The sequence below is a fragment of the Geodermatophilus arenarius genome, assembly GCF_042654585.1.
Lineage (GTDB): Bacteria > Actinomycetota > Actinomycetes > Mycobacteriales > Geodermatophilaceae > Geodermatophilus > Geodermatophilus arenarius.
Genome location: NZ_JBHSGR010000008.1, coordinates 110,514 through 126,380, shown reverse-complemented (window position 1 = coordinate 126,380; position 15,867 = coordinate 110,514). Strand labels below are relative to the sequence as shown.

The following is a 15,867-nucleotide window of genomic DNA, read 5'->3' as shown; positions in this document are numbered from 1 at the left end:
CCGCCGGTAGGGTGGCCGCCAGGTGTGCCGGGAAGTCTGGTCGGCGGTGTCGTGACCGACCCCTCCCCCAGGAGCCGCCCGATGACCACCCCGCACGGATCCACCCGCGTGTTCAGCCGCGGCTCGTGGACCGAGGCCAGCCGGATCGCCGCCGTCCTGCGCAGGGAGACCGTCGGCGGCGTCCTGCTGCTGATCGGCACCGTCGTCGCCCTGGTGTGGGCCAACTCGCCGTGGGCGGACTCCTACGAGGCGCTGCGCGACACCCGGGTCGGGCCGGCGTCCCTGCACCTGGACCTGACGTTGGGCACCTGGGCCGCCGACGGGCTGCTGGCGGTCTTCTTCTTCGTCGCCGGGCTGGAGCTCAAGCGCGAGTTCGTCGCCGGCGACCTGCGCGACCCGCGGCGGGCGGTGCTGCCGGTGGCCGCGGCGGTCGGCGGGATGGTGGTGCCCGCGGTGCTCTACGTGCTGGTCAACCTGGGCGGTGGTGACGCCCTGCGCGGCTGGGCGATCCCGACGGCGACCGACATCGCCTTCGCCCTCGCCGTCCTGGCGGTGATCAGCACCCACCTGCCGAGCGCGCTGCGGACGTTCCTGCTCACCCTGGCCGTCGTCGACGACCTGCTGGCCATCGCGGTCATCGCGGTCTTCTACACGTCGTCGCTGGCCGTCGGGTGGCTGGCGCTGGCGCTGGTCCCGCTCGCGGTGTTCGGCCTCCTGGTGCAGAAGCGGGTCCGCTCGTGGTGGCTGCTGCTGCCGCTGGCGCTGCTCACCTGGGTCCTCGTCCACGAGTCGGGCGTGCACGCCACGGTGGCCGGCGTGCTGCTGGCGTTCACGGTCCCGGTGGTGCGCAGCGAGGCGGCCGGCGGGCCGGGCGCGGGGCCGGGGCTGGCCGAGCACCTGGAGCACCGCTTCCGGCCGATCTCGGCGGGCGTCGCCGTGCCGGTCTTCGCGTTCTTCGCCGCCGGGGTGACCGTGGGCGGGCTGTCCGGGCTGGTCGAGTCGCTCGGCGACCGGGTCGCGCTCGGCATCGTCGTCGGCCTGGTCGTGGGCAAGGTCCTCGGGATCGTGGGCGCCACCTGGCTGGTCACCCGGTTCACCCGCGCGGAGTTCGCCGACGAGCTGGGCTGGCCGGACCTGGTCGGCATGGCGCTGCTCGGGGGCATCGGGTTCACCGTGTCGCTGCTCATCGGCGAGCTGGCCTTCGGCACCGGCAGCGAGCGCGACGACCACGTCAAGGTCGGCGTGCTCGTCGGCACCCTGACGTCGGCGTTGCTGGCGAGCGTGGTGCTGCGGCTGCGCAACCGCCGCTACCGGCGCATCGAGGCGCTGGAGGCGGTCGACGCCGACCACGACGGCATCCCCGACGTCTACCAGCGCGACCCCGACACGCCCGGCGCCCCGGGCCTGCGCAGGGGTTCAGCCGACGGCTGAACAACGTCGTTGCCGACCCCGGAACTGCGACGTACCGTCGAGGTACACGAGAGGGGAGGTGGTCCGAACAATTGAATTCTTATCGGACTCGTGAGGTGGCTGTCCGCTAGCCGCCGTCCAGATGGGCCGCCCGTTCGGAGTGGAATCCGAACGACGGCATGATCGCCCGTCCGTCGTACGGCGGCGAGCGAGAACCGGACAGTCACCCGACCCCCGGGCTGCCGACACTTGTCCAGTCGGCCCGTGAGCTGCCGCCTCCCGAGGTGGCGCCGCGGAGCGGCCCGGGGGTTGTCCGTCCCTGGGCACGGACCCGCCCAGCGCGCTGAGGGGGAGGAACGGCGGCCGTGCAGACCGCTGGACGTTCCGCACCGGCCGGCCGTTGGATCACCGACGCCGTCCGTGCCGCTCCCCCCGACACCGTGGCCGCGCTCCTGCCGGCCCGCTTCCCCGCCTACGCCCGCGTCTTCCACCCCGCCGTCCGCTACGACGGCGACGTCGACGTGCACGTCCGCTGGGACGAGGTGGCCGCGGCCAACGGCACGCGGGCGCACCGCCTCATGCAGTGGCCCGGCATCACCGGCTCCTGGGAGTACCTCGGCGAGGCCGACCAGCCCGGGCTGTGGAACGACGCCCCCGCCGAGGGCCACCTGGTGGCGCACGTCGCGCGGGAGCTGGCCGCGGTCCTCGGGGACCAGACCACGACGCCGGGCGAGTGCTGGTTCGGCTGGGACGACGGCGGCGCCGCCGACCTGCCCCGGCTGCGCCTGCCCCGCGCCGACCTCCTGCTGACCCGCGGGCCGGTGGAGCGGGCCGCCAGCAACTTCGCCCCCGAGCCGTACGAGCAGAGCGCCGCGCTGTGGTGGCCGGCCGACCGCGCCTGGTGCGTCGTCACCGACCCCGCGCTCACCAGCACCTACGTCGGCGCCGGGGTGGCCGCCGTCGACGCGCTGCTGGCCACCCGGCTCGAGGTGGCCCCGGCGGCCCCCGCCGACCCGGTCGCGCCCGACAGCGACCCGGTCAACGCGGTGGCCCCGCGGGCCTGAGGCTCAGGCCCGCGCCGGCTCCGGCGCGCCGGCGGTCGCGGCGACGACCTCGTCCCACGGTGTGGCGGTCAGGCCGAAGACCTCGGTGGTCGCCGTCGCGTCGACCACGTACTCCTGGTCGAACTGGTGCCGCACGTCGAGGACCTCCCGCAGCACCGGCGAGAACCAGCCGGCGGCGCGGAGCACCGGCCACGGGATGCCGCTGACCGGCACCGGCTCCCGGCCCATCGCCCGCGCGAGGTCGCCGAGCGCCTGCCGCTGGGAGCGCGGCGGGGTGCTCGGCACGTGCCAGGCCCGGCCCAGCGCCCGCGCGTCGGTGCCGAGGGTCGCGAGCGTGGCGGCGACGTCGGGCAGGTACGCCCAGCTGCGGGGCGCGTCGGGGTCGCCGACCACCCAGGCGCGGCGGCCGCGGCGCAGCGCCGGGAGCTGGCGCACCAGGTGCGACTGCGCGGCCGGCACCTGCGGTCCGACGAAGTCCGCGGCGCGGGCCTCGGTCATCCGGATCCGGCCGGCCTCGTGCGCGGCCAGCGCCTCCCGCCACATGGCCACCCGCACGCGGCCCTTGGTGTCGGTGGCGGCGAGCGGGCTCTCCGGCGTCATCGGCGCGGTGGGCCGGCCGTAGACGTAGAGGTTGGCCATCGTCACGAGCACCGCCTCCGTCCGCTCGGCCGCGGTGAGCAGGGCGGCGGCCACCGGCGGCCAGTCGGTCGTCCAGCGGTGGTAGGCGGGGTTGACCGCGTTGTAGAGAGCGGCGGCGCCCTCGGTGGCGGCCGTGAGGGCCGCGGCGTCGGCGGCGTCCACCCGGCGGTGCTCGACCGCGCCGGTGGAGACGCCGCCGCTGCGCGACAGCACCCGCACCCGGTGGCCGCGAGCGGCCAGCAGCTCCGCCGTCGTCGTGCCCACCGGGCCCTTGCCGACGATCACGTGCAGTGCCATGGCGATCTCCTCGTCGTCTCATCGAGAGCGGTGCTCTCGTTCGAGGATGACGCTCTCGTACCCGGAGTGGAGCTGTCAAGAGCAGTGCTCTCCCTTGTGTACAGCGCTCTCGCCGGGGAGCATGGCCGGGTGCCCACCGCCCGCCAGCGCGTCCGCGCCGAGCTGACCGCCGAGATCACCGAGGCGGCTCGCCGCCAGCTCGCCGAGGTCGGGGCGGCGGGGCTGTCGCTGCGCGCGGTGGCGCGGGAGCTGGGCATGGCGTCGTCGGCGGTGTACCGCTACTTCCCGAGCCGCGACGACCTGCTGACCCGGCTGATCATCGACGGCTACGACGCCCTCGGGGAGGCGGCCGAGGCCGCCGACGACCCGGCCGCGGCGCCGGAGCGGCGCTGGGCGGCCGTGTGCGCGGCGGTGCGCGACCGGGCCCGGGCCCACCCGCACGAGTGGGCGCTGCTCTACGGCTCCCCCGTCCCCGGCTACAGCGCGCCGCGCGACACCGTCCCGGCCGCGTCGCGGGTCGGCGTCGTCCTCGGCCGCGTGCTCGCCGACGCCGCCCGGGCGGGCCGGCTGCACGGGTACGGCGGCCGGGTGCCCGGCCTGCTCGGCGACGTGGCGGTCGAGATCCTGGGCCAGGACGCCCCGGGCATCGACGACGCCGTCCGGGTGCGCGCCCTGCTGGCCTGGAGCGCGCTGTACGGCACGGTCAGCTTCGAGCTGTTCGGCCACCTCACCGGGTCGGTCGAGGACGCCGACGCCTACTTCGCCCGCGCGGTGGCCGAGCTCGGTGCGCTGATCGGGCTGACCGCGGACGGACCCCCGGACTAGAGGACCGCGAGCTCGGCCTCGAGGTCGTCGAGCCCGAGCGAGCCCTGCGACAGCGCCGCCATGTGCCAGGCCTTCAGGTCGAAGTCGGCACCGCGCGCCCGCTGCGCCGCCGCCCGGCCGGCCAGCCAGGCGCGCTCGCCGAGCTTGTAGCTGATCGCCTGCCCGGGCAGGCCCAGGTAGCGGATCAGCTCGCTGTCGAGGAACGCCGGGTCGCTGCCCAGGTGCTCGCCGGCGAACGCCCGCGCGAGCTCCGGCGTCCACGGCTGCCCGCGGTGCTCGGCCAGCACGCCCTCGGCGTCCTCGGGCACCGGCAGGCGCAGGTGCATGCCGATGTCGATGACCACGCGGATGGCGCGCAGCTGCTGGGCGTCGAGGTAGCCCATCCGGGCGCCGGTGTCGGTGAGGTACCCGAGCTCGTCCATGAGCCGCTCGGCGTACAGCGCCCAGCCCTCGACGTTCGCGCTGACCGAGCCCAGCGACGTCTGGTAGGTGGACAGGTCGCCGGAGACGTAGGCCCACTGCGCCAGCTGCAGGTGGTGGCCCGGGACGCCCTCGTGGTACCAGATCGACACCAGGTCCCAGAGCGGGAACCGCTCGCGGCCCAGCGTCGGCAGCCAGGTGCGGCCCGGCCGGGAGAAGTCCTGCGCCGGGCGGGTGTAGTACGGCGCCGCCGCGCTGCCGGGCGGCGCGATCATCGCCTCCACCCGGCGGACCGGCTCGGCGAGGTCGAAGTGGGTGCCGTCGAGGGCGGTGACCGCCTCGTCCATCATCGCCTGCAGCCGCTGCCGGACGGCCTCGACGCCGTCGACGGCGGGGCCGTGCTCGTCGAGCCAGGCCATGGCCTCCTTGGGCGAGGAGCCCGGCCGCAGCGCCCGGGCCTCGGCCTGCTGCTCGGCCAGCAGCCGCCGGTGCTCGGCCCAGCCCCACGCGTAGGCCTCCTCCAGGCCCTCCCCCGCGCCGAGGTCCGAGCCGTTCCACCGGCGGGCGGCGACGGCGTACCGGTCCCGGCCGACGGCGTCCGGCGTCCCCTCCGCCCGCGGGAGGTACTCGTCGCGCAGGAAGTCGCGCACCTCGGCCACCGCGGCGTCGGCCGCGCGGGCGGCGGCGTCGAGGTCGCCGCGCACCGCGTCGGGGCCGGAGGCCGCCAGCCCGCCGAAGAACGGCCCGGTGAGCCACTCGCCGAGCTGGCCGACGACGGTGGACACCTGCCGCGGCGCCACGAACAGCCCGCGGCGGGCGCCCTCGCGCAGCGTGTCGAGGTAGCCGCGGTAGGCCTCGGGCACCCGGGCCATCCGGCGGGCGACCACGCCCCAGTCGTCGTCGGTCGCCGTCGGCATGAGCAGGAAGACCTGGCGGATGGAGTGCACCGGGCTGAACAGGTTCGACAGCGCCCGGAAGCCCTCGCCGGCCTCGTGCGCGGCCAGCTCGGCGCCCAGCCGCTCGTGCAGCAGCCGGGCGCAGCGGCGCTCGACCGGGTCCTCGTCCAGCGCCGGGTCGGCGGCGAGGACGGCGTCCAGCTCGCCCAGCGTCGAGCGGGTCAGCTCGGCCTCCGCCTCGAGGCCGGCGGGGCTGGGATCGGGCAGCCGGTCGTCGCCGGGCCGGGTGCCCAGCGACGTCGCGACGATCGGGTCGAGGTCGCAGACGGCGTCGACGTAGCGGTCGGCCACCTGCCGGGGCGTGTCTCCCGGGGCGGTCACCGCAGCCGCTCCAGCCGCGCCGACATGGTGGGCCGCAGCGGGGTGTCCGCGCCGGCGCGGTCGACGGCGTACATGAGCGCCCCCTCGACGATGCCGTACAGCCGCACGGCGCGGGTGGTGTCCGGCGCGTCCTGGGTCCGCGCGACGACGTCGGTGGTGAGCTCCCAGCTCGTCGTCGTGCGGGCGCGGCCGACGTACAGCTCGAGCACGCCCTCGGCGCTGGTCACCAGCAGCTCGACGTCGTCCTCGCCGCGCGGCCGCCAGAAGCCGGACTCGCGGGACGCGGGGCCCTCGACCCGGCCGTCGTCGCCGATCAGCCAGGTGCGCGACTCGTAGGCGAGGAAGTCGCGGCCGTCGTGGGCGAACCGGATCCACTGGCCGAAGCGCCGGTCGCCGGCGTCCCCGCCGGCGAGCACGCCCTCGCCGTGCCACTCGCCCAGCAGCGGCAGCACCGACAGCAGTGCGTGCGCCACCTCGGGGCCCTCGCGGACGTCGACGGTGTCGGCGACGGGCAGTTCGGTCGGGCCGGTCACCGGCCGGCGTCCCGGGGAGGCATGCCCGCCACCGTAGCCCGGCCGCGACCTGCGCTCCCGCGGCGGTCAGCGCCCGCCGGCGGGCCGGCCCGGCGGCGACGGCGGCACGCGGCGGGACCGCTCGGCCGGCCGCCGGGCCAGCCGCCTCGCGGCGACGCCGCACGCGACCGCCAGCAGCACGGCGAGCGCGACGAGGACCCAGGCGGCGACCACGACGCCACGGTAGGCACCCACCCGGCGCTGCGCCGCGGGACCCGCCGCGGGGCGGATGGGCGCCGTGCCGATCACGGGAGGCCACCCGCCGCGGCGGTGCCCGGGCTGCGCACCTGAGCGCGTCGGGCACCCTGGAGGGGTCACGGCCCGGCGGAGCGGAGGAGGACGGCGCCATCGACCCACGGACCACGGCGGACGGCCTGCACCGGGTGGAGGCCGAGCTCGCCCGGACGGCGGCCCGCCACGAACGGGTGCTCGCGACCGTCGCCGACGGGATCTACGGCCTCGACCTGGCCGGGCGGGTGGAGTTCGTCAACCCGGCCGCCGAGCGGATCACCGGCCGGCCCGCCGCCGAGCAGCTCGGTCACGACCAGCACGAGCTCATGCACCACCGGCGGCCCGACGGCTCCCCGTACCCCCGCGAGGAGTGCCCGGTCTGGCGGGCGCTGCGGTCCGGCCGGACCGTCGCCGCCGACTCGGAGGTGTTCTGGCGCACGGACGGCACGCCGGTGCCCGTGGAGCTCATCGCCGTCCCGATGGTGGAGGACGGTGAGGTGACCGGCGTCGTCGTCTCCTTCCGCGACCTCACCGACCGGCTCGCCGCACGCCGGCAGGCCGAGGAGCTGCGGCGGGTCACCGAGCAGGCCGCCGTCGAGCGAGCGCTGTCCGACCGGCTGCAGCAGGCGCTGCTCACCCCGCCGCCGGAGCCGGACCACCTGCAGATCGCGGTCCGCTACCGCCCGGCCGCCGACGGCGCCCGGGTCGGCGGTGACTGGTACGACGCCTTCCTCCAGCCCGACGGCGCGACGGTGCTCGTGATCGGCGACGTCGTCGGCCACGACAGCGACGCCGCGGCGGCGATGGGCCAGCTGCGCGGGCTGGTGCGGGCGCTGGCCTGGGACCAGCAGGAACCGCCGTCGGCGACGCTGACGCGGACCGAGCGCGCGGCGCGCGGCCTCGCGGTGGGCACCCTGGCCACCGTGGCGCTCGCCCGCGTCGAGCGGCACCCGGACGTGCCGGTGGCCGGGACCCGGGTGCTGCGCTGGAGCAACGCCGGCCACCTGCCGCCGGTCCTGCTCGCCCCGGACGGGACCACCACGCTGCTGGAGACCCGCCCCGACCGCATGCTCGGCGTCGATCCCGACACGCGGCGCACCGACCACACGGCCGAGCTGGCGGACGGGCACACCCTGCTCCTCGTCACCGACGGCCTGGTCGAGCGCCGCGACGCCGACCTCGACGCCGGGCTGGCGGCGCTGCGGGAGGCCCTGCGCGACCTCGGCGAGGTCCCGCTGGAGGAGCTGTGCGACACCGTGCTGGCCCGGATGGTGCCCGCGGCCGGCGCCGACGACGTCGCGCTGGTCGCCGTCCGCGCGTTCCCCGAGGACCGGCCGCGCCCCCCGGAGGCCGGCCCCAACCGGCTCCCGCCCGGCATCTCCTGACCCCGGACACGACCGACCCCGGACACGACCGACCCCGGACACGACCGACCCCGGACACGACGGCGCCCCTCCCGGCCGCAGCCGGGAGGGGCGCCGTGCGCAGGGGACTACTTCTCGAGGACGACGGTCGTCTCCGTCAGCCCGACCTCGGCCTCGACGACGCGCTCACCGCGGCCGACGGGGGCCAGCGAGCGCAGCTTCCAGGTGCCCGGTGCGGCGAAGAAGCGGAACTCGCCCTCCGGGCTGGTGACCACCTCGGCGGTGAACTCGTCGGTGGCGTCGAGCAGCCGGACGTAGGCACCGGCCACCGGCGCGCCGTCGTGCCACACCTGGCCCTGGATCACCGTCTGGGTGGCCAGGTCGATCCCGGCGAGGGCACCGCCCTGCCTCGGGGCGCCGCACACGCTCAGGCCCCCTTCTCGATCGGGACACCGACCAGCGAGCCGTACTCGGTCCAGGAGCCGTCGTAGTTCTTGACGTTCTGGTGGCCGAGCAGCTCGCGCAGCACGAACCAGGTGTGGCTCGAGCGCTCACCGATCCGGCAGTAGGCGATGGTGTCCTTGGACTCGTCGAGGCCGGCGTCGGCGTAGAGCTTGCGCAGCTCGTCGTCGCTCTTGAAGGTGCCGTCCTCGTTGGCCGCCTTGCTCCACGGCACGTTCACCGCGGTCGGGATGTGGCCGGGACGCTGCGCGCCCTCCTGCGGGAGGTGGGCGGGGGCGACCAGCTTGCCGGCGAACTCGTCGGGCGAGCGGACGTCGACCAGGTTCTGCTGGCCGATCGCGGCGACGACCTCGTCGCGGAAGGCGCGGATGGAGGTGTCGGGCTCCTGGGCCCGGTACTGGGTGGCCGGGCGCTCGACGGCGTCGGAGGACAGCGGGCGGCTGTCGAGCTCCCACTTCTTGCGGCCGCCGTCGAGGAGCTTGACCTGGTCGTGGCCGTAGAGCTTGAAGTACCAGTAGGCGTAGGCGGCGAACCAGTTGTTGTTGCCGCCGTAGAGGACGACGGTGTCGTCGTTGCCGATGCCCTTGGCGGACAGCAGCTCCTCGAACTGCTCCTTGCCCACGAAGTCGCGGCGCAGCGGGTCCTGGAGGTCGGTCTTCCAGTCCAGCTTGACCGCGCCCTCGATGTGGCCCTTGTCGTAGGCGCTGGTGTCCTCGTCGACCTCGACGAAGACGATGCCGGGGGCGCCGATGTTCTCCTGCGCCCAGTCGGCGGTGACGAGCACGTCGTTGCGGCTCATGGGGGGTCTTCCTCCCTGTGGTGGGTGTGCGGACGGTCAGGCGGTGGGGGCGGGACGGGCCCGCCGGACGGTCGGGTACGGCTCGCGGCCGGGGCAGGACGCGGTGGCCGCGCCGAGCAGGGCCGCGACGAGGACGAACCCGGTGGCGACGGCGCCGAGCACCGGCGCACCGAGCAGGTACCCCGCCGCGCCGACGGCGGAGACGAGGGCCAGGACGGCGCCGGTGACCCACGCGGTGGGGCGGGGCCCGCGCACGTCGACCGTGCGGGCAGGACTCAGGGGCATGAAGAGGGGTCTCCGGACGGCGGTCAGGGCACGTCTGGGCGGGGTGGAACCGCCCTCAGGAGGCGCGACACAGGCAGCTGCCGACGCGGCACAGGTCCACTGTGCGGCGCGAGGTCAGCAGGGTGCCCACGCGGCGAGGGTAGCCGATCACGACCGGGCGCCCGTGTGCGCGTCCACCAGGGCGGTGAGCTCCCCCGGGCGCGGGGCGCCGCTGCTGCGGCCCAGCAGCCTGCCCGACCGGTCCAGGTAGAACAGCGTCGGCGTGCGCCGGACGTCGAGCTCGCGCACGGCGTCGAGGTGGCTCTCGGCGTCGACGTGCACGTACGCCAGGCCCGGCCGGGTCGCCTCCAGGTGCTGCAGCCGGGCGCGGGTGGTGCGGCACGGCCCGCAGAACGCGGTGGAGAACTGGACGACGGTCAGGTCCGCCTCGCCCGGCCGCACGCCGAGCTCCTCGAGGACCGCGGTCGGTCCGCCCACGGGCTCCTCCTCCGTCCTGGGCCGGCCGTCGCGGGTGCGCAGCCACCGGGCCGCCGCGGCGGTCGGCACGAGCGCCCCGGCGAGCACCGCCGGGGCGGTCCCGCTCGTCCCCCGCACCAACCCGACCGCCTCGGTGCGCATTCCCGGGCGGCTCATGGCGCGCGCAGCACCGTGTCGGTGGCCGCGGCGGTGACCTCGACGCCGGCGTCGGCCGGGCGCAGGCCGGTCAGCTCCAGTCCGAACGGCAGCTCGACCGGGTAGCGCAGGTCGAGCAGGTCGCTCGCCCGGTCGACGACGACGTCGGGCACGTCGACACCGGCCGCGTCGGCCTCCTCGACGTCGACCACGAGGTCCTGGCCGTCCAGCGACACCGTGCCCGCGGCGGTGAGCGGGACGGTGTGGCCGAGCACCTCCACGGTCCGGGTGACCCGCAGCCCGTCGCCCTCGCGGGCCACGGTGGTGTCGCCGCCGAGCTGCTGCGCGAGCAGCTCGTAGGACAGCGTCGCCGTGCCGTCGACCCGGTCCACCGGCACCTCGCGCACGGACCCCGACAGCGCGTCGGACAGCGGCACGTGCGCCCCGCGCAGCCGGACGTCGGCGGTGGTCCCCTCCGGCTGCCGGAGCTCGGCGGCGGTCAGGGAGATGCGGACGTCCTCGTAGGTCCCCGACACCGCCTGGGTGAGGAACGGCCAGCCCCGGACGTCGACGTCGGGCGTCCCGGCCAGCCCGCCGGCGTCCCGCAGCGCCTCGGCGACCCGGTCCTCGGCGACGCCCTCGGCGACCGGGTCGGCCACCAGCGCGAGGACGACCACCAGCGCGAGGACGACGAGCAGGGCGCGCACGGCTGCGGATCAGACGGCGGCCAGGGCCAGCAGCACCGGCGCGCAGACGGCCAGCGGCAGCACGGCCTCGACCGCGACCCCGGCGACGGCGGCACCGCGGCGCCGCTCCCCGGCGCCGCCCACCGCGAACGAGGCGGCGGTCCCGGCGAGGCCCGCGACGAGGCCCAGCACCAGGCCGGTCGCGACGCCGCCGACGACGTCGGCCGTCCCGCCGGTGCCGCCCGCCACCAGCGTGACCACGACCCCGGTAGCCACGGCGAGCAGCAGCCCCGTCACGCCGCGGTCGGCGCCCGGGGCCACCGCGGGGCGGGGCAGCACGGCGTCGGCGAGGTGCGCGACGACCAGCGCGGCGCCGGCGGTGAGCAGCGGCGCGGCGGCGACCTCGCCGTCGTCGCCGGCGACGTCGGGCAGCAGCAGGAGCGCCAGCGCGCAGACGGCGGTGACCAGCAGCGCCACGCTGCCCAGCGAGCCGACGACGTCGGTGCGCGGCGGCCGGCGCAGCATCTGGTGCAGCACCGCGACGATCAGCGCGGGCCCGGCGACGGCCAGCAGCAACCCGGGGCCGGGCCGGTCCGCGTCACCGGCGAGCAGGTCCACGGCGAGGTCGGCGCCGACGGCGGCCGCCGCCCCGACCACCGCGACACCCGCCGCCCCGGCCGGCGCCGTGGCGGCCACCCAGCCCGCGACGAGGAGGGCCTGCAGCACGAGGACGGCGGCCAGGCGGCCGTGCTCCCCGAGCAGGTCCGGCGCGAGCAGCACCAGTGCGACGGCGGCGCCGGCGACGACGGCCGCGGCGGCGTGCCGCGCGCGGGCGGCGGGCGGGGAGTCCAGCGCCGTGGTCACGTCCCCTCCTGCCCGGGACCGCCCGGCGCCCCCGTCGGCGCCGGCACCTCCCGCTCGCCCCCGATCGTCGCAGACGCCCAGCGCCCGACGCGCTCGACGAGCGGAGCGGTGAGGGCGCTCTCGGCGTGTCCGAAGCCGGGGACCACCCACGCGGTCGCCGTCGGGCCGGCCGCCCGTGCCAGCGCGCGGGCGTGCTCGAGCGGGAAGTAGGCGTCCCGGTCGCCGTGCACGAGCAGCAGCGGCGTCGGGGCGATCCGGGCGACCGCCTCCAGCGGCGACGACGGCACGGTCTCCCACGGCGGCGCCAGGCGGACGCCGAGCAGGCGCGCGCCGGCCCGCCGGCCGAGCGTCGTCTCCAGCAGCCAGTGCACGCGGCGCATGGGCGGGGTGTCGCGGACGTACCAGCGGCTGACCGCGCTGACGGCGACCACCGCGTCAGGGCGGTGCCGGCCGTGCGCCGCCTGCCGCAGCACCGCGCCCCCGCCCATGGACAGCCCGAGGGTCACCACCGCGCCCGCGCCGTCGGCCCGCGCCGCGGCCACCGCCGCGTCGACGTCGCGCAGCTCGTCGTCGCCGCCGGCCCCCGTGCCGCCGCCGGAGCGGCCGTGCCCGCGGAAGTCCAGGGCGCGCACCTCGCCGAACCGGGACAGCCAGCCGGCCATCCGCCGGAACGGCGGGTAGGCGGTGGAGTTGGTGAACCCGTGCGCCACGACGAAGACCGTGCCCGTCGCCGACCCCGAGGCCGGGACGACGACGCCCTCGAGCCGCACGCCGTCCTCGGTGCGGACCGTCACCGGACGCGCTCGGGTGACCTCGGAGGGAACGGGACGCACGTCGGCTATCCTGCGGTCTCGGTTCGACAGCGCCGTCGATGCCCTCCCCGAGGAGACGACATGCGACTCGTGCTCATGACCGCGGCGCGTCAGGCGACCACCGAGGTGCTGCCCGCCCTGGGGCTGCTCGGCCACCAGGTCCGCGTCGTTGCCCCCGAGCTGTCGAGCCTGCTCGACGGCGACTCCGGCGACGTCGTGCTCGTCGACGCCCGCCACGACCTCATCCAGGCGCGCACGCTGTGCAGCCTGCTGTCCTCGACCGGCGTGGCCTCCGCCCTCGTCGCGGTCCTGTCCGAGGGCGGGCTGGTCGCGCTGTCGGCCGACTGGGGCGTCGACGACGTCCTGCTCGACACCGCCGGCCCGGCCGAGGTGGACGCCCGGCTGAAGTGGGCCACCGCCCGCCGGCTCGCCGCGACCACGCCCGCCGACGGCGCCGACGGCGGCGTCACCCAGGCCGGCGAGCTGGTCATCGACGAGCACAGCTACTCGGCGAAGCTGCGCGGCCGCCCGCTCGACCTCACCTACAAGGAGTTCGAGCTCCTCAAGTACCTCGCCCAGCACCCGGGCCGGGTGTTCTCCCGCGCCCAGCTGCTGCAGGAGATCTGGGGCTACGACTACTTCGGCGGCACCCGCACCGTCGACGTCCACGTGCGCCGGCTGCGCGCCAAGCTCGGCACCGAGCACGAGGCGCTGATCGGCACCGTCCGCAACGTCGGCTACAAGCTCGACCAGCAGGTCGCCGACGCGACCGCCGCGGCCGCCCGCGCCGAGGCCGAGCGGTCCGCCGGCACGGTCGCCGACACCTCGCCCACCACCGCCCCGCTGCTCTGAGCGCCGTCGCCGTCTCCGACTCCGCCGGGCTCGACCCCGCGCGGACCGCCGCCGTCCTCGCGCTGCTGCGCGCGGCCGCGGCGGCCGACGGCGTCCGCCCGCTGTCGGAGGAGGCCGAGCTGCGGCTGCAGCACGGCGGCCCGCCCGGCGGCCGGGACGTCGTCGCCACCGAGCCGGACGGCCCGCTCACCGGCTACGCCCGGCTCGAGCTCGGTGACGGCACCGGGGACGCCGAGGCCGAGCTGGTCGTCGCGCCCACGGCCCGGGAGCGCGGGGTGGGCGGCGCGCTGCTGACCCGGCTCGAGGAGCTCGCCGACGGCCGTCCGCTGCGGGTCTGGGCGCACGGCGACCTGCCGGCCGCCACCGCGCTGGCCGGCGCCCGCGGCTACACCCGGGCCCGCGTGCTGCTGCAGATGCGCCGCCCGCTCACCGACGCCGACCTCGACGCCGCCGCCCCGCTCCCGCCGGACGTGTCCGTGGCCGCCTTCCGCCCCGGCCGGGACGAGGCCGCCTGGCTGCGGCTCAACGCGCGGGCCTTCGCCGCCCACCCCGAGCAGGGCGCCTGGACGCCGGAGGACCTGCGGCTGCGCGAGGCCGAGCCCTGGTTCGACCCGGCCGGCTTCCTGCTGGCCTGGCGCGGCGACCCCGACGCCGGCGGCGCGCTGCTCGGCGCGCACTGGACCAAGGTGCACCCGCCCGGCGACGCCGGCCCGGACGCCGTCGGCGAGGTGTACGTGCTGGGCATCGACCCCGACGCCCAGGGGCTCGGGCTCGGCCGGGCGCTGACCGTGCGCGGCCTGGCACACCTGCGCGGGCGCGGGCTGGACGAGGTGCTCCTCTACACCGAGGAGGACAACACCGCGGCGGTGACGCTCTACGAGCGCACCGGCTTCACGCGGTACGCCGTCGACGTCTCCTGGCGGCGCGTCCCCTGATCCCGGGCACGCGGCGCAAACGTCCCTTTGTGCCGCACCGGACGTGTCCACCGCCACCCGACTCGCACGCGTTCACCTGCCGGACGTGATGCTGTTCTCACCCGGTCGGGAAAGGCTCGACCGGCGTTCACCGGGCGTTCATCGAGCGACCCGGGACCGGCCACCTGGGCTGCCTACCGTCCCGTTCCGTTGGTCCTCCCCTGCCCGGCATCGAGGTCCGGGCACCTCCGGAAAGGCACTGGCTTGAAGCTCAGCACCCGGTCGCGCGCCGTCGTCCTCAGCACGGCGCTGGCCAGCACCCTCACGCTCGCCGCGTGTGGCGCCGCCAACGAGTCCGACAGCGCCTCGGGCGGCGGCGACGGCGGCAGCGGCGCGAGCGCCGCCGAGCTCAGCGGCGACCTCGTCGGCGCCGGCGCCAGCAGCCAGCAGGCGGCCATGGAGGCCTGGCAGGCCGGCTTCGAGGGCGAGTACCCCGACGTCCAGTTCAGCTACGACCCGGCCGGCTCCGGCGCGGGCCGCGAGCAGTTCATCGAGGGCCGGGCCGACTTCGCCGGCTCCGACGCCGCTCTGGACGAGGAGGAGCTCACCGCCGCGCAGGAGCGCTGCGGTGGCGGCGAGGTCTTCGAGCTGCCGAACTACATCTCGCCGATCGCGGTGATCTTCAACCTCGAGGGCGTCGACCAGCTGAACCTCACGCCCGACGTGATCGCCCGCATCTTCACCGGCCAGATCACCACCTGGAACGACCCGGCGATCGCCGAGGCCAACCCGGACGCCCAGCTGCCCGACACGGCGATCACCCCCGTGCACCGCGCCGACGACTCCGGCACCACGGACAACTTCACCGACTACCTGTTCCAGACCGCTGGTGACGTGTGGACCTCGGAGCCCGACGGCGTGTGGCCGCTGCCCGGTGGCGAGGCCGCCAACGGCACGTCCGGCGTCGTGGGCGTCGTCGAGAGCACGGCCGGTGCCGTGACCTACGCCGACGCCAGCCGCGCCGGTGAGCTCGGTGTCGCCAACGTCGGCGTCGGCTCGGAGTTCGTCGCCCCGTCGGCCGAGGCCGCCGCCGCCGTCGTGGAGAACTCCCCCGCGGTCGAGGGCCGTGGCCAGTACGACTTCGCCATCGAGGTCAACCGGCAGACCGAGGGCTCGGGCGAGTACCCGATCGTCCTGGTCAGCTACCACATCGGCTGCGTCGAGTACGACGAGCAGGCGACCGCCGACAACGTCAAGGCCTTCATGTCCTACGTGGTCAGCGAGGACGGCCAGCAGGCCGCCGCCGACAACGCCGGCAACGCGCCGATCTCCGACACCCTGCGCGACCAGGCCCAGCCCGCGGTGGACGCCATCACGGCCGCCGGCTGACCCAGCACCCCACCCGGTGGCCCGGGGCGTCGGCCGACGCCCCGGGCCACCGCCCCGCCCGGAGACGGGCTCCCCGCACCGCCGATCGACCAC

The 15,867-nt window shown here is 76.6% G+C and carries 18 protein-coding genes; 7 read left to right on the top strand and 11 right to left on the bottom strand.

Annotated features, from left to right (window positions below):
* The first annotated feature begins 81 nt into the window (after positions 1-81).
* Together nhaA and ACFO3M_RS09570 are read left to right on the top strand one after the other, a co-directional pair.
* Positions 82-1,431, top strand: a complete 1,350-nt coding sequence (gene nhaA, locus ACFO3M_RS09575) for a Na+/H+ antiporter NhaA (RefSeq protein WP_387988352.1) — start codon at positions 82-84, stop codon at positions 1,429-1,431.
* Positions 1,432-1,775: 344 nt separating this feature from the next.
* Entirely contained in the window at positions 1,776-2,474 is a 699-nt protein-coding gene (locus ACFO3M_RS09570; RefSeq protein WP_387988351.1) for a hypothetical protein, read from the top strand.
* Positions 2,475-2,477: 3 nt separating this feature from the next.
* On the opposite strand, the gene ACFO3M_RS09565 is transcribed toward ACFO3M_RS09570, so the two are convergent.
* Positions 2,478-3,410: an NAD-dependent epimerase/dehydratase family protein gene (locus ACFO3M_RS09565; protein WP_387988350.1), complete on the bottom strand. Its 933-nt coding sequence runs from the start codon at positions 3,408-3,410 to the stop codon at positions 2,478-2,480.
* A 129-nt stretch (positions 3,411-3,539) separates the two neighbouring features.
* On the opposite strand from ACFO3M_RS09565, the gene ACFO3M_RS09560 reads away from it, so the two are divergent.
* Complete coding sequence (locus ACFO3M_RS09560) at positions 3,540-4,235, top strand: TetR/AcrR family transcriptional regulator (protein ID WP_387988349.1); 696 nt, start codon at positions 3,540-3,542, stop codon at positions 4,233-4,235.
* On the opposite strand, the gene ACFO3M_RS09555 is transcribed toward ACFO3M_RS09560, so the two are convergent.
* The 3 genes from ACFO3M_RS09555 to ACFO3M_RS09545 form a co-directional block, all read right to left on the bottom strand.
* Positions 4,232-5,932 carry a DUF885 domain-containing protein gene (locus tag ACFO3M_RS09555; RefSeq protein WP_387988348.1) on the bottom strand — a complete coding sequence of 567 codons (1,701 nt, stop codon included), beginning with the start codon at positions 5,930-5,932 and terminating at the stop codon, positions 4,232-4,234. The two genes, ACFO3M_RS09560 and ACFO3M_RS09555, sit on opposite strands and share 4 nt — an antisense overlap.
* Positions 5,929-6,465: a heme-binding beta-barrel domain-containing protein gene (locus ACFO3M_RS09550; protein ID WP_387988347.1), complete on the bottom strand. Its 537-nt coding sequence runs from the start codon at positions 6,463-6,465 to the stop codon at positions 5,929-5,931. The genes ACFO3M_RS09555 and ACFO3M_RS09550 overlap by 4 nt, the downstream gene beginning before the upstream one ends.
* A 66-nt stretch (positions 6,466-6,531) precedes the next feature.
* Positions 6,532-6,678, bottom strand: coding sequence for a hypothetical protein (locus ACFO3M_RS09545; protein ID WP_387988346.1), 147 nt, complete (start codon positions 6,676-6,678; stop codon positions 6,532-6,534).
* 209 nt (positions 6,679-6,887) lie between these two features.
* Here ACFO3M_RS09545 and ACFO3M_RS09540 point away from each other — a divergent pair, with 209 nt between their 5' ends.
* A complete protein-coding gene (locus tag ACFO3M_RS09540; protein ID WP_387988345.1) occupies positions 6,888-8,120 on the top strand; it encodes a PP2C family protein-serine/threonine phosphatase in 1,233 nt (410 codons plus the stop codon).
* 107 nt (positions 8,121-8,227) lie between these two features.
* Here the strand turns inward: ACFO3M_RS09540 and ACFO3M_RS09535 are convergent, their stop codons facing one another.
* The 7 genes from ACFO3M_RS09535 to ACFO3M_RS09505 all read right to left on the bottom strand — a co-directional run bounded on the left by ACFO3M_RS09535 (position 8,228) and on the right by ACFO3M_RS09505 (position 12,601).
* Positions 8,228-8,524, bottom strand: a complete 297-nt coding sequence (locus ACFO3M_RS09535) for a DUF1416 domain-containing protein (RefSeq protein ID WP_387988344.1) — start codon at positions 8,522-8,524, stop codon at positions 8,228-8,230.
* A 2-nt stretch (positions 8,525-8,526) separates the two neighbouring features.
* Positions 8,527-9,360 (bottom strand): sulfurtransferase, encoded by an 834-nt coding sequence (locus ACFO3M_RS09530; RefSeq protein WP_387988343.1) that lies wholly within the window; start codon positions 9,358-9,360, stop codon positions 8,527-8,529.
* Positions 9,361-9,396: 36 nt separating this feature from the next.
* Positions 9,397-9,672 carry a DUF4395 family protein gene (locus ACFO3M_RS09525; protein WP_387988413.1) on the bottom strand — a complete coding sequence of 92 codons (276 nt, stop codon included), beginning with the start codon at positions 9,670-9,672 and terminating at the stop codon, positions 9,397-9,399.
* A 120-nt stretch (positions 9,673-9,792) separates the two neighbouring features.
* Entirely contained in the window at positions 9,793-10,278 is a 486-nt protein-coding gene (locus ACFO3M_RS09520) for a thioredoxin family protein (RefSeq protein ID WP_387988342.1), read from the bottom strand.
* A complete protein-coding gene (locus ACFO3M_RS09515; protein WP_387988341.1) occupies positions 10,275-10,964 on the bottom strand; it encodes an LmeA family phospholipid-binding protein in 690 nt (229 codons plus the stop codon). The genes ACFO3M_RS09520 and ACFO3M_RS09515 overlap by 4 nt, the downstream gene beginning before the upstream one ends.
* Positions 10,965-10,973: 9 nt before the next feature.
* Positions 10,974-11,807 carry a hypothetical protein gene (locus ACFO3M_RS09510; RefSeq protein WP_387988340.1) on the bottom strand — a complete coding sequence of 278 codons (834 nt, stop codon included), beginning with the start codon at positions 11,805-11,807 and terminating at the stop codon, positions 10,974-10,976.
* On the bottom strand, positions 11,804-12,601 hold the full coding sequence (locus ACFO3M_RS09505) for an alpha/beta hydrolase family protein (RefSeq protein ID WP_387988339.1): 798 nt from the start codon (positions 12,599-12,601) through the stop codon (positions 11,804-11,806). The genes ACFO3M_RS09510 and ACFO3M_RS09505 overlap by 4 nt, the downstream gene beginning before the upstream one ends.
* A 99-nt stretch (positions 12,602-12,700) precedes the next feature.
* Here ACFO3M_RS09505 and ACFO3M_RS09500 point away from each other — a divergent pair, with 99 nt between their 5' ends.
* The 3 genes from ACFO3M_RS09500 (at position 12,701) to pstS (ending at position 15,774) form a co-directional block, all read left to right on the top strand.
* Positions 12,701-13,471: a winged helix-turn-helix transcriptional regulator gene (locus ACFO3M_RS09500; RefSeq protein ID WP_387988338.1), complete on the top strand. Its 771-nt coding sequence runs from the start codon at positions 12,701-12,703 to the stop codon at positions 13,469-13,471.
* Positions 13,468-14,406 (top strand): mycothiol synthase, encoded by a 939-nt coding sequence (mshD, locus tag ACFO3M_RS09495; RefSeq protein WP_387988412.1) that lies wholly within the window; start codon positions 13,468-13,470, stop codon positions 14,404-14,406. Before ACFO3M_RS09500 ends, mshD begins: the two co-directional genes overlap by 4 nt.
* Positions 14,407-14,649: 243 nt before the next feature.
* Complete coding sequence (gene pstS / locus ACFO3M_RS09490; RefSeq protein WP_387988337.1) at positions 14,650-15,774, top strand: phosphate ABC transporter substrate-binding protein PstS; 1,125 nt, start codon at positions 14,650-14,652, stop codon at positions 15,772-15,774.
* The last annotated feature ends 93 nt before the right edge of the window (positions 15,775-15,867 follow it).

Coding starts and splice junctions, on each gene's coding strand:
- ACFO3M_RS09520 (WP_387988342.1), bottom strand. CDS start 10,278: ATGAGCCGCCCGGGAATGCGCACCGAGGCGGTCGGGTTGGTGCGGGGG.
- nhaA (WP_387988352.1), top strand. CDS start 82: ATGACCACCCCGCACGGATCCACCCGCGTGTTCAGCCGCGGCTCGTGG.
- ACFO3M_RS09500 (WP_387988338.1), top strand. CDS start 12,701: ATGCGACTCGTGCTCATGACCGCGGCGCGTCAGGCGACCACCGAGGTG.
- ACFO3M_RS09530 (WP_387988343.1), bottom strand. CDS start 9,360: ATGAGCCGCAACGACGTGCTCGTCACCGCCGACTGGGCGCAGGAGAAC.
- ACFO3M_RS09565 (WP_387988350.1), bottom strand. CDS start 3,410: ATGGCACTGCACGTGATCGTCGGCAAGGGCCCGGTGGGCACGACGACG.